Here is a 12,915-nt window from a genome sequence, read left to right on the forward strand (position 1 = left end):
GGCGTTAATTGTGGTCATTCAGCGATTAAATACTGTTATTCAGAATCGCTTGACGTTGTTTTTTATAGGCTTTAGCCGATGCAGGGATCGGTGTTGTACGTCCGGTTTCTAGCCAGTTCTTTAATCGGTTGGCATCTGCCATGTGGGTGTATTTACCAAATGAGTCCAGTACCACAAATGCCACTTTACGCTTGTTCATTTCAGTTAACATCACTAAACAATGGCCCGCTTTATTGGTAAAGCCCGTTTTGGTTAATGCAATATTCCAATTATTTTTAAATACCAGTTTATTGGTGTTTTGAAAATCTAGGGCATAACGTGGTGATTCAAAGTTAACGTGCTTTTTAGTAGTCGAGCTCAGCTTGCCTAATAACGGATACGTTTGACTGGCTTTAAGCAATAATATGAGATCGTTAGCGCTAGATACATTGTCAGGTGACAAGCCTGTTGGTTCAACATAACGGGTTTGGCTCATGCCCAGTGCGGTCGCTTTGTCGTTCATTGCACGCACAAAAGCCTTAAATCCACCTGGATAATTATGTGCAAGTGAGGTCGCGGCACGATTTTCTGACGACATTAATGTTAATAACAACATGGTTTCACGAGTCACCACGCTGCCTAAACGCACTCGTGAATAAATATTGCGCATCACAGGTGAGTCAGTAATTTTTACTGAGATTTTTTCATCTAATGCAAGCTTGGCATCCAATGTCACCATGGCAGCCATTAACTTGGTAACTGACGCAATAGGCACAGGTTGATTTGGATTACTTGAATATAAAACTTCATTGGTGGCTAAGTCGACCAACATAGCACTACCGGAGGCTAACTCTTGTTGAGGTTTGATTTGCACAACTTGTGCTGCAAAAGACATTGGGCTGCTCAACGAAGTTGAACATAATAAAGCGCAGGCAAAAAAGAAACGAAGTTTCATTAACATCACTTGAAAAATAAACCTAATAAGTCCACTGAGTATACGATAAAGGATTAGACCGACAATAGATAAATAATCACTATTAGTAAGTTTTTAGTGAATTTGGCGCAGTTTGAGTCAAAAGCATTCGCAATGACTCATCTCAATCCGGCTCAAGTTAAGTGATAAACAGCTAAACGATAACCCTGCATTCGCCAAGCGAGCTATTTTAGTCATAGTGTTGGCAATCGATTAGTGAGGTCTTTGTTATTGAATAAAGGGCACAAGAAGATGAGCTTCTGCACAGATAACGCTTTTTGTTGTCTTCATGTTAAGATTGAATAAGTCGTTTAAAAAGAGAGTATAGATGGACATTAACTTGCGTTTTTTTAGTCGATTAAACCCATGGCTCAATAGCTTATTGACCTCTAAAGCTACCCTAAAAACAGAGGCTGATGAAGCGCAAAAAGGGCAGATGTCGCTCAAGACTATCGCCAACCAATATCCGCTTCAAGCTCGTCGGGGTCCAATTACTCAGGTGATGCTATATCAGTCACTTTATGCCAGTGATGATTTCGTTGGCCGAGAAAAACAACTCAAGCAAATTACCGATGTGATAAAGCAATGGCGTAATCATCACGGCGAAATTAGTGCCATTGTCTCGCCTGCTGGAGCTGGAGGATCATCTTTTTTAGGCCAACTGCCGCCTTTACTGCAAACCATTATCGCCGAAGACACTAAAAAAGCACCGATGCCTGACGTAAAACCGTTGCCGTCCAAGTGGCTATTGATGAGTTTTTATCAAGCGCCATTAGGCGCAAATGACGCGATAGCCCATGTTTGTTATTGTTTTGGTATTACGCCACCAAACACCATCACCGAAACGATTGCCGCCATCAACCAGCAACCACCACAGCTAATTATGATAGATGATATGCACAAGCTGATGTTGAGAGTGATGGGAAATAATCGAGCCTTGGTAACCTTTGCAACTATCGTGATGGAAACGCGTAAACATCATTGTTGGATCATAAGCTGTGAAATATTTGCATGGCAACGATTAAGCGCACAGTACCAAATTCATCACTTTATTAAGCATGTTTTTCAGCTCGATTATTTCAGTGAAACCGAATTAGCCACAATACAAACAAAGCATCTGCTTGATTTAGGGTTAATCAGTAACGACGTGATGACCAAAGAAACCGCTACTGCAGCCGATAAAAACACCAAAAAAAGCACTGCACAGCAAGCTGAGCAAACCAATAATAATCAAGCGGATATTGTTAATCCTTATAAAGACCAGCTAAAACAGCTGTACACTATCAGCCAAGGGCACCCCAAATTAGCATCATTGTTGCTACAGTATTCTCTCGCGCACCAAGTCGATATCGGTTCGGATAATAGTTCAAATAGTCGTTCAAATAGTCGTTCAAATAATGGCATTGATATTTGCCGCATTAACTCATCTGTATTGCAACAATGCCAAGACAATGACCTATTTTCATTAGCAGAGATTTATGTTCATGGTGGCTTACGAGTGAGTCAGCATGCACATATTTTTGTCATTACGATTGAACAAAGCAGCTTGCAGTTAGAATATTTAGCTCGCCAAGGACTTATTATTGCGCAATATTCACAACAAGATTTTGCCGAGCATTTCTACTTTATTACTCCAACACTCAGTAAAATTGTCGCCAGCCATTTGGTGAATCACAATAAGTTGTTTAATTAAACGAGGCGACTATGGAAGATTCCCGTAAAGCATTACAAGCATTTTTAGAGATCATTTCGTTTGACCGAATAATCAGTATTTTACTGCTGTGTCTAATGGCGTGGCTGTTATTGGTACTGATCCAATTTTGCTTAAATCAACTGAATAAAGCCTTGCCTAAATACCGCTTAATTTGGAATCGGTCATACCCTTTTGTGCGTTTATTTGTGTGGCTGAGTGTGATTGTTTATTCGATCGTTGGCATTATCGATCCACATGAGAACTTAATCCTTGCAGTGGTAGGTTCAATCAGTATTGTGGTGGGTTTAGCTACCCAAGAACCGGCCAAAAACATGATTGCTGGGTTTATTATTATGATCAACCCGCCTTATCGCGTTGGTGATATGGTAACGTTATCTGGACATTATGGTGAAGTCATTAAACTGGAATGGAGCGTAACTTGGCTGCGTACCTTTGATGATAATACCGTGATGGTGCCTAATGCTGAGGCGTTAAAAACTGCAGTATCCAATGCAAATAGCGGCGCTTTAGATGAAATGGTGGTAGTGAGTTTTACCATTCCAATGAATGCCGATCACAACAAAGCCATCGCGCTGGCCAGAGAAGCGACGCAATGCTCACCATATACCTTTTTAAATAAGCCCATTATTGTCAACTTAGGTAACGAGCACGACTTTGGCCAGTTTTTACAAACCATCACAGTCAAAGCGTATGTGATGGACGTAAGATTAGAGAAAAAGTTTATCAGTGACATCAATATCAGGGTATTAAGCGCATTTAAAAATGCCCAATTTTATGATGTACAACAAACGGTATTTCAGTAATTTACGCTATAATCGACTCAATTGTTAGATAACACTTTTTGATTGTTAAAATGGAGAATTTGCTATGACTCAAGATGAAATGAAGAAAGCGGCAGGTTGGGCAGCGCTGCAGTATGTCAAAAAAGACACCATCGTCGGTGTAGGTACAGGCTCTACAGTCAATCACTTCATTGATGCACTTGCCACCATGAAAGATGATATTGAAGGTGCGGTATCAAGCTCTGAAGCATCAACGAAAAAACTCATCGAACTCGGAATTGAAGTATTTGATTTAAACAGTGTTGATTTGATTGATGTCTATGTTGATGGCGCGGATGAGATTAACGACCGCATGGATATGATTAAAGGTGGCGGAGCTGCATTAACGCGCGAGAAGATTGTCGCGGCGGTAGCTAAACGGTTTATTTGTATTGTAGATAATACTAAACAAGTGCCCATTTTAGGTGAGTTTCCGTTGCCTGTTGAAGTCATCCCGATGGCACGATCTTATGTGGCGCGTGAGCTGGTAAAATTAGGTGGCGACCCCGTTTACCGTCAAGGCGTAATAACCGATAACGGCAACGTTATTTTAGATGTCTACAATATGAAAATTTTAGACCCTAAAGTAATGGAAACTAAAATCAACGCCATTGTCGGCGTAGTGACTAACGGTTTATTTGCTAACCGCGGTGCCGATGTACTACTCGTAGGCACCCCTGATGGCGTTAACACCATCACACTATAAAAACTAAACCATTCGCTTGATTAACTTGAATGTTTAGCAACAGCACAAAAAAATGGCCTAGCATTACTGCTAGGCCATTTTTTTATCTGTTTTAGTATCTATTTTAGTATCTATTTTAGTACCTGTTTTAGTACCTGTTCTGCAATGACAACGACTTACACTCTAAACTGGCTCACCGCTTCATGCAGTGCTTTGGCTCGTACTCTCACATCTTCAGAAGCCGCGGCATTCTCTTCCGCTGCTTGCGATGATTCATCGGCAATATCACGGATAACCACCACGTTTTTACCCACTTCTGCGGCAACCATGCTTTGCTCCTCAATTGCCGCAGCAATTTGAGTACTCATGTCCATAATATTGGTCACGTCATTGGTAATGGTTCGTAAAACATCACCCGCGATGGCGGCTTGTTCAGCACTCTCTCGCCCTTGCTGCTGGCTTTCTTGCATAAGCTCAACAATAGAATGAGTACGCGCTTGTAAGGTTGAAATAATGCTAGTAATTTCTTGGGTCGACGTTTGTGTTCGCAGGGCTAGCGTGCGCACCTCATCGGCAACAACCGCAAAACCACGACCTTGTTCACCTGCTCTTGCTGCTTCAATCGCCGCGTTTAATGCCAATAAGTTTGTTTGATCAGCAATGCCTCTAATCACATCAAGCACACTGCCAATAGTGACACTGTCTCGCTCAAGTTCGGTAACTACAGCGGCTGAATCGGCTAATTGCTTCGCTAGCAAGGTGATTTTTTGAACGGTGAGTTCTACGCCCTGTTGACCAGATTGAGCATTCTCATGAGTTTGGCTGGCTTTACTGGCCGCCAATTCAGTATTCTTGGCAATTTCGTCAATGGTAGCCCCCATTTCGGTAACGGCTGTAGCGACCATGTCGGTTTCATTAAGCTGGCGTAATACGCCTTTAGAAGCAGTCATAGCATTTCGAGACAGCTCTTGGCACGACTCATTCATTGCAGTAACCGACTCGTCCACTTGTTGAATCAATTCTTGAAAAGTCATGACCATTTGGTTGAAGTGATAGGCGATTTTCGATATTTCATCATTACCAGACTCATCACAACGCATTGATAAATCTTTACTTTTTTCAATTGACGAAATCACATAGGTAATATCTTGCACCGGCTTAATAATGCTACGAATAATTAAATAGGTGAAAATACACAGTACTGCAGCGATTAACAAAAATATGCTTAAGCCAATAATGAAAGCCTGATTTTTACCATGTTCAATTTCGGCCAAGGTTTCCTCTCGCAGGGTAACGGTATCATTATCGGTTTGATAAATTTTATCACGCAACTCAGCCATTTTACCGTCTTGCTCCGACAAACCAAATAGCACTTCTTTATTGACTAAATTGTTAAAATTCACTCGATAATCTTTAATATCTGCGCTCAATTGCTCCTTGTCAGAGAAAGACAAAGTAGACTGTTGTACTTGAGCTAAAAAACGGCCAATTCCGTCATCAAAAGCTTGTACATATTTAGGATCACGACGGAGCATGAAGTCTTTCTCACTGCGACGCAGTTGTAGCATTGCCACTAGCAGAGCATCCTCAGCATTATCACTCAGCACAGTTTCAACTTTTTTAACTGCCGAACGCAAATCGCCATATAAACCTGACTCGGGAGTTAGGCCTATCTCAATTTTTAGTGCAGTAATTTCATTGAATATCGTTTTATAATCATTGAGGTTGTTTTCAAAATCATCTAAAGCATCAACATTCATATCTTGATGTTCTAGCGCAACACGTACTTCAGCCATATAAGCCAAAATATCATTCATGCTATGTTTAAATTTTTCAATATAAACAGTATCTGCACGATGGAGAAAATCCTTTTCTTCAGTACGTAATTCAAGCACTTTTTTTTCAATTTCAACAATACTGCTCGATGCGGTTGATAATTCCAACAGGACTGATTCAGAATAATTTTGTAACCCGAACATCGCGAGTACTGAGGAGATTGAAATGATCGAACTTAAAATAAGTTTCGAACGAATAAGCATATTTTCTACCACCCAAGAGTAAGATTTAACGTTATTGTTATTATTTTATGATCTGATAAGGATTTTTAGATCAATCTTGCAACATCAGTATAGCAATTAGTTATCGGCAAACATGAATAAAGCTAAACTTTTTAAAAGAAAAGTGATTATTTATAAACACTCATATAAACCTTTTGCCGACTTGAGGCTGTCAAATAACTACACCATCATATTGGATATGTTGTGACATTAAGGATGCCACTATTAATCAGTCAAAAACCGAGCAATTAAGCCACTTAGCGGCACTTGACGACAGTCAGTTGGTCGCAATAGCGGTTACTGGCTGCAAACAGGCATTCCAGCAACTCTATCGGCGCCATCATAAGCGGGTTTACGCCATTTGCTTTAGATTGAGTGGCCAAGCTCAACTTGCTGATGATATGACCCAAGTTTGTTTTATACGCTTATGGCATAAATTGGACCAATTCAGAGGCGACAGCCAATTTACCACCTGGTTGCATCGCTTGTGCGTCCGCCAAGCGATTAACGAATTAAAGGTACAACAATCGTGGTGGCGACGCTTTATACCGACAGAGCAACTTGAGCCGCAGGACATACCCACGGTTGCCTTTGATGAATATCACCAATTGGATAAGTGTATTGCCAAATTACCTCAACGGACTCGTATGGTATTTGTACTGTGTGCAATTGAAGGTTATCAACATAAAGAAATTGCCGCCCTACTCAACATTGCCGAGGGCACGAGTAAAGCGCAGTACCATAATGCTAAACAATTTTTACAGGAGATGCTTGCATGAACCCGTCACCGCAAGACCTCGATAGCCTAATCAAGTCATTGCCGCTAGAGATGCAACCTACAACCGATTTGTGGCCAGCGATTGCAGCTAAGTTACCACCTCAATCTCAGCAAAAAAAACATCTGGTTCGCCCTTGGCTTATCGCCGCTAGCGTTGCAGTTTTTTGTATGCTGACCATCCTGCTTTGGCAACGCCCAGAGGGTAATTCATTGCTGCCGCAAACTGCCACAATAACCTCAACCGCCCCAGGGTCGACATTGAATACTGAGGTAAGCCTAGTAACATCACCAACACACACCCAGGCAACATTAGCTGAGACAACATTAGCTGAGCTAGTCGATCAAATAGCCATGACTCATCAGACCCAACTGGATGTTTTTAATCAAAACCAATACACCGTGAGTTGGCAATTATCATCAACTGATGCTCCACAACAGATACAGAGCGATATTAGCCAAGCATTAGCCGAGCTGGATACCGCCTCAAAACAAGTACAAGCGGCATTGAAACAACAACCGACTAATCAACAAATGTGGCAATTATGGCGCTGGATCATGCAACGTCAAATAACCCTATTGCAGCAAGGCCAAAAGCTCCCATTTACGTCTAAACAGACACCACAAGGAAATACAATATGAGCATTCTTAAATACGTGTTAATCGTGCCGTTAATCGGTATCAGTTTTATCTCAATGGCCAAAGAAGCCGTTGACCAACAATTAACGGTCACAGATAACCCTTCGGTCAGCATGAAAATACAACGGGGTAACGTTGAGCTAGTCAGTTGGGATAAAAATAGCATTCAGATTAAAGGTGAACTTGATGAGTTAAGCCAAGGCTTAATATTTGAGGTTAAAGGCAATAGCGTTATTGTAGAAGATAAATTACCCCGCAGTTATCAGGGCAATAATAAACAAGGGTCACAACTGACCATTTACCTGCCAAAACAGCTAGGTTTAGATGCCGAGGGAGTATCAGCCAGTTATCAATTATCACAGCTAAATGGCCAAATATCGTTAGCGTTAGTCAGCGGCAACATTAACGCCCAACAACTTAGTGGCAATACTAAACTCACCACGGTGTCAGGCAATATTAATACCTCTGAGCTAGCAGGAAAAATTAACCTCGAAACAGTATCGGGCGATATCACTGATAGCAATAGCCAAGGCGAGGCTGAGCTGCGCTTAGTCAGTGGCGAACTAAAAAGCCAAAGCGCTTTTACACATTTGTCTGTCGACCAAGTGTCTGGTGACATAACCGCAATCGTTAACCAAGTCACTGAGTTGAATATTGTTACCATCAGTGGCGATGCACAATTAACCTTAGGGGCCGATTTAAACAAAGCTCAACTCGAAACCATAAGTGGAGATATGGCACTAACGTTTGCTGGTATGCCTAACATCAGTTTTATGATTGATGGCGGCCCTGGTGGAAAAATCGACAATCAATTAACCGATGATAAACCGCTAAAACAAAAGTACTCACCAGCCAAAACGTTGCAGTTCAAAACTCAAGCTGGCACAGGCCAAGTCAACATCAATACCATTAGTGGCAAAATTAGCCTGACTCAATAAGTGTAAAATAACATTAGCTCGGGGTAAGCGATGCTTATAAAAGAGCGCTTTGGTCGCAATTGATTCTGTATTGAAAAAGTGATTTTGTATTGAGTAGAAATTGATTTGCAATGAGCAGATAAAGAAATGCCCGGTAATCATTATATGGTGACAACCGGGCACTTTTATATATTCAAATAATGACTACACAGATTTCATTTCAGCATCGGTTAAAAAGCGCCATTCACCTGCGGCTAAGTCCGTGTTTAACTCGATATCACCTACCGCTTCACGGTGTAAATTAACCACTCTATTACCCACCGCGGCAAACATACGCTTAACTTGATGGTACTTACCTTCGCTAATCGTCAATCGCACATGAGTTGAGTCAATAATATCGAGCAAAGCAGGCTTGGTCAGCTCATCTTCATTGCGCAGCTCAACACCATCGGCAAATACCTGGATTAAACTGTCATCAATAGGTTCGGCTAATTCAACCAAATAGCGTTTGCCACAATCTTTCTTTGGCGAAGTGATTTTATGCGACCACTGACCATCGCTGGTAATTAACACTAAGCCTGTGGTGTCGACATCTAATCGACCAGCAATGTGCAAAGTGTCCATTTTCTCAATATCAATCAAACTCAATACGGATGGATATTCTTCATCGATGGTTGAACAAATGGTGTCTACCGGTTTGTTTAACATGATGTAACGCTCGCCAATCACGCTAATTAATATGCCGTCTAAATGCACCGACATTTGTGGTAGTACTTTAAAACCTGAGTTTTTGACCACAACACCATCACAGGTAACGTCACCACGATGCAAGGCTCTCTTGGCCAATGACCGAGTCAGTTCGGTACTTTCACAGATAAATTTGTCTAAACGCACAATGATTACTCAATCTAAAAATATTGACGCTATTATGCTGCTTACACGCTTAAATAGAAATCAATCACCGATATTTTTCACCGCTAAGGTAATTTTTGGTTACACATCCTCACAAAAAACACGCTAAAAAGGCCTCCTTGCGGCTTGTTTTATAGGCGGATAAGGCCTTAACATACAATTCACAATAAAAAGTAATAGCTTTTCCCTTTGGATAAAGGGGTTATTACTGAATTAAGCGACACTGATCGCAATGCCCCATTGAAGGGCTTTTTACATCAAGCAAAGGAAACAACATGAGAAAATTGGTTATTGGCGGTCTATGCGCCTCATTAATTGCAGGCTTGAGTGCTTGTAGTGATGACAAGGCAGTCGTTACGCCTGCTGCAGATGTCGCAAAAACAGCTACTGCTGCTGCAGTAGAAAAAGCACTTACGTCTGGCATCACGTTTGACAACATCGACAAGTCAGTGCGCCCACAAGACGATTTTTATATGTATGTTAACGGCGCATGGATGAAAAATGCAGAAATCCCTAGCGACCGTACCAACATTGGCGCATTTTACGACTTACGTGAAAATGCACGTGATGACGTTAAAGCCATTATTGAAGATTTAAGCGCGACGCCGAATCTAGCCGATGGCACAGATGAACAGAAAGTGGCTGATTTATATCGCTCATTCATGGATGTTGAAACGCTTGATAAATTAGGTATTGCACCAATCCAAGCTGATTTGGATAAAATTGCAGCCCTGAAAGATAAAAAAGAATTAACCGCATTTTTTGGTGAAAACCAAGCAAACGGTGGCGGTACACCGCTAGCATTCTATGTTGAAATTGATGCTAAAGATTCAAGCCGTTATGCCACACACATTTGGCAATATGGTTTAAGCCTGCCAGAGAAAGATTACTACTTTAATCAAGAAGAACGCTTCGTCAACATCCGTAAAGCCTACGTTGAACACATTGAGAAAATGTACAACCTTGCTGGCTTACCAAATGCAAAAGCCAACGCTGAAGCCATTCTTGCACTTGAAACTCAAATTGCAGAAAAGCATTGGGACGTTGTTGAAACGCGCGACAGTACTAAAACATACAACCTATACCAAGTTAAGAATTTGCCAGAATTGGCTTCAGAAATTAACTGGGATGGTTATTTAGCGGCGCTTGGCGGCGACAAGCAAACAGATATCATTATCAACCAACCAAGTTATATCCAAGGCTTAAACGAGGTGCTTAAAAATAACGACCTTGATACTTGGAAAAACTACATGACTTGGATGGCATTAACTCATAATGCCAGCAATTTATCTGAAGCATTAGATAACGAAAACTTTGAGTTTTTCTCTAAGACGCTTAATGGTCAAGAAGAACAAGAACCTCGTTGGAAGCGTGGCGTGAGCACTGTGAGTGACACGCTAGGCGAAGTAGTGGGTAAAGTGTATGTGAAACGTCACTTTGCACCAGAAGCTAAAACCCGCATGGAACAGTTAGTTGAAAACCTACGTGGCGCTTATAGTTCAAGCATTGATTCATTAGATTGGATGAGTGCTGATACTAAAGTTGCTGCAAAAGATAAATTGGCTAAGTTTAATCCTAAAATTGGTTACCCGAACAAGTGGGATGACTACAGCAAACTAACCATTAAAGCAGATGATTTAGTCGGTAACGCCAAGCGTGCAGCGATTGTTGAGCATAACAAAAGTCTTGCTAAGTTAGGCCAACCAATTGACAAAGACGAGTGGCACATGACGCCACAAACCGTTAACGCTTACTACAACCCAACCATGAACGAAATCGTGTTCCCTGCTGCGATTTTACAACCGCCTTTCTTCAACTTAGAAGCTGATGATGCGGTTAACTATGGTGGTATTGGTGCTGTTATTGGCCACGAAATGGGCCATGGCTTTGATGACCAAGGTGCTAAATTTGATGGCGAAGGTAACATGCGTGACTGGTGGACCGAAGCTGACTTAAAAGCATTCGAGTCAAAAGGCAATGCATTAATCGCTCAGTACAATGGTTATCAAGTGTTTGACGACCTACACGTGAATGGCAGCTTAACATTAGGCGAGAACATTGGTGACTTATCAGGTGTGACTATCGCCTATAAAGCTTACAAAATGTCACTTGACGGTAAAGAAGCACCGGTTATTGATGGCTTAACAGGCGATCAACGTTTCTTCATGGGCTTCACTCAAATTTGGCGTGTGAAGATGAAAGAAGAAGCCATGCGTAACCGCGTTGCAACTGATCCGCATTCACCTGGTCATTTCCGTGCATTAGGTGCGTTATCTAACATGCCTGAGTTCTACAGCACTTATGACGTGAAAGAAGGCGACAAAATGTACATTGAGCCTGCTAGTCGCGTAAAAATTTGGTAATCACCAAGACGAATGACTGACTTAGGTCACATTTACACAAAAAAAGGGCATCGAAAGATGCCCTTTTTTATTATAAAAAAACTAACCACTTGATAATAAAAACGAATAGAACACATAGCCAAGTTAATATATATCATTAAACCTTGTTCATTCAGCCCCTATTCAGCCAAAAAGCGGTACATTGGATTAACAGACATTATGCTGGAGCTATTCAATGAATAAGTTGTTTCGTACCTTCTTTATATTCTTAATTTTACTGTCTACACGTGGTGCTATTGCCCAGCCTAACGAGCTTAAATACACCAAGCTAGCTCAGCCATCTGACTTCAGCCAAAAATCATCTAATGATATTGAGCAGCTAATGGCACTTTACGATCACAACAGCGACTTGGTGACACAAGATAGTGATAACTTGCATGCTCTGATGTCTCGGGCACCGGCGGCGCAGCAAGAACTGATTGACCTACTCCACTTCATTGATCAATCAAGTAATACTAAAACCATTATTCCTGCGACCAAAAGTTATCAGCGTGCTGCTCAAAAAGTGCAAACAAAATTTAATGGCGACGCCAGCCAACTAACCGATATAGCACGGGCAAGTGTGGTGGCCTATGACGTAAAAAGCTTGCTATCAAGTTACCAACAGTTGAGCCAATACACCGAAATTGTGCAATTAAAAAATCGTTTTTCTCATCCTAAAGTGTCAGGTTATCGTGACTTAAATGTATTAGTGAAATTACCCGTTAGCCAAATGGTGGTTGAAGTACAATTTCATTTAAATGATATTGCCGACATAAAAAGTGGCCCTGAACATCATGTTTATGAGCAAATCCAACAGATTGAGTCTCAGGCGAAAGCCACATCTAGACACTTAAATGACATTGAGCAAGCCATGATAGCCAAGCTTCGTCAAGACTCGCACAAGCAGTATCATAAAGCGTGGTTAAGCTATAAACGTCAAAGTTTATATAGTTCACAACAACAAGTAGCATAAATACTGATAACTATCCTTATTATGAATAACTCACAACCCCTAACGTTTTTCTAATCACAGTAAGTTTCCACCCTTTTAGCGCTCAT

At 41.2% G+C, this 12,915-nt stretch carries 11 protein-coding genes; 8 read left to right on the forward strand and 3 right to left on the reverse strand.

From position 1 onward, the window contains the following. Nucleotides 1–25: 25 nt before the first annotated feature. Entirely contained in the window at nucleotides 26–934 is a 909-nt protein-coding gene (gene pbpG / locus CXF88_RS05360; RefSeq protein ID WP_101085895.1) for a D-alanyl-D-alanine endopeptidase, read from the reverse strand. Nucleotides 935–1,280: 346 nt separating this feature from the next. On the opposite strand from pbpG, the gene CXF88_RS05365 reads away from it, so the two are divergent. The 3 genes from CXF88_RS05365 (at nucleotide 1,281) to rpiA (ending at nucleotide 4,193) form a co-directional block, all read left to right on the forward strand. Beyond that, complete coding sequence (locus CXF88_RS05365; protein WP_101085896.1) at nucleotides 1,281–2,645, forward strand: ATP-binding protein; 1,365 nt, start codon at nucleotides 1,281–1,283, stop codon at nucleotides 2,643–2,645. An 11-nt stretch (nucleotides 2,646–2,656) separates the two neighbouring features. Beyond that, nucleotides 2,657–3,469, forward strand: a complete 813-nt coding sequence (locus tag CXF88_RS05370; protein ID WP_101085897.1) for a mechanosensitive ion channel domain-containing protein — start codon at nucleotides 2,657–2,659, stop codon at nucleotides 3,467–3,469. A gap of 64 nt (nucleotides 3,470–3,533) precedes the next feature. Continuing rightward, on the forward strand, nucleotides 3,534–4,193 hold the full coding sequence (rpiA, locus tag CXF88_RS05375) for a ribose-5-phosphate isomerase RpiA (protein WP_011636324.1): 660 nt from the start codon (nucleotides 3,534–3,536) through the stop codon (nucleotides 4,191–4,193). Nucleotides 4,194–4,348: 155 nt separating this feature from the next. Here rpiA and CXF88_RS05380 read toward each other — a convergent pair whose 3' ends face one another. Next, complete coding sequence (locus CXF88_RS05380) at nucleotides 4,349–6,211, reverse strand: methyl-accepting chemotaxis protein (protein ID WP_101085898.1); 1,863 nt, start codon at nucleotides 6,209–6,211, stop codon at nucleotides 4,349–4,351. Between the two features lie 299 nt (nucleotides 6,212–6,510). Between CXF88_RS05380 and CXF88_RS05385 the strand changes: the two genes are divergently transcribed. Genes CXF88_RS05385 through CXF88_RS05395 form a run of 3 tightly spaced genes read left to right on the forward strand, consistent with a single transcriptional unit; the run spans nucleotide 6,511 to nucleotide 8,581 of the window. Then, nucleotides 6,511–7,008: an RNA polymerase sigma factor gene (locus tag CXF88_RS05385; protein WP_101085899.1), complete on the forward strand. Its 498-nt coding sequence runs from the start codon at nucleotides 6,511–6,513 to the stop codon at nucleotides 7,006–7,008. Further along, nucleotides 7,005–7,646, forward strand: a complete 642-nt coding sequence (locus tag CXF88_RS05390; RefSeq protein ID WP_101085900.1) for a hypothetical protein — start codon at nucleotides 7,005–7,007, stop codon at nucleotides 7,644–7,646. Before CXF88_RS05385 ends, CXF88_RS05390 begins: the two co-directional genes overlap by 4 nt. Further along, complete coding sequence (locus tag CXF88_RS05395; protein WP_101085901.1) at nucleotides 7,643–8,581, forward strand: DUF4097 family beta strand repeat-containing protein; 939 nt, start codon at nucleotides 7,643–7,645, stop codon at nucleotides 8,579–8,581. Before CXF88_RS05390 ends, CXF88_RS05395 begins: the two co-directional genes overlap by 4 nt. Before the next feature lie 183 nt (nucleotides 8,582–8,764). Here CXF88_RS05395 and rsuA read toward each other — a convergent pair whose 3' ends face one another. Continuing rightward, complete coding sequence (rsuA, locus tag CXF88_RS05400) at nucleotides 8,765–9,454, reverse strand: 16S rRNA pseudouridine(516) synthase RsuA (protein WP_101085902.1); 690 nt, start codon at nucleotides 9,452–9,454, stop codon at nucleotides 8,765–8,767. A gap of 293 nt (nucleotides 9,455–9,747) precedes the next feature. On the opposite strand from rsuA, the gene CXF88_RS05405 reads away from it, so the two are divergent. Together CXF88_RS05405 and CXF88_RS05410 are read left to right on the forward strand one after the other, a co-directional pair. Further along, nucleotides 9,748–11,835, forward strand: coding sequence for a M13-type metalloendopeptidase (locus CXF88_RS05405; protein ID WP_101085903.1), 2,088 nt, complete (start codon nucleotides 9,748–9,750; stop codon nucleotides 11,833–11,835). A 214-nt stretch (nucleotides 11,836–12,049) separates the two neighbouring features. Further along, on the forward strand, nucleotides 12,050–12,829 hold the full coding sequence (locus CXF88_RS05410) for a GTP pyrophosphokinase (RefSeq protein WP_101085904.1): 780 nt from the start codon (nucleotides 12,050–12,052) through the stop codon (nucleotides 12,827–12,829). The last annotated feature ends 86 nt before the right edge of the window (nucleotides 12,830–12,915 follow it).

This window comes from Shewanella sp. ALD9 (genome assembly GCF_002836315.1).
Taxonomy (GTDB): Bacteria; Pseudomonadota; Gammaproteobacteria; order Enterobacterales; family Shewanellaceae; genus Shewanella.